This is a genomic window from Thermoflexus sp., from assembly GCF_040289485.1.
Taxonomy (GTDB): domain Bacteria; phylum Chloroflexota; class Anaerolineae; order Thermoflexales; family Thermoflexaceae; genus Thermoflexus.
The window spans coordinates 2,920-3,165 of record NZ_PSLG01000112.1 but is presented as its reverse complement, the minus strand read 5'-3'; positions in this window follow the sequence as shown (position 1 = coordinate 3,165).

Here is a 246-nt window from a genome sequence, read left to right as displayed (position 1 = left end):
AAGTCCAAGATGCGCGCTCAGCTGCGCCACCGTGGTCTCAATGCGGTGGCGCACGCGCGCTCTGGGCCGCACAACTTCCCCGGGCAAATTTCGCCGCTGCTCCCGGTCAGGCAGAAGCACCACCTTTCTTCCCCTCTCCTGGTGACCCTGTTGCCAGGCCTTACCCCGAAAGCCCCTGTCCAGCAGGAGGGTGTGGGCTCCTGCGCCCTCCAGGAGCGCATCGGCTCTCTGCCTCGCCTCCACGGG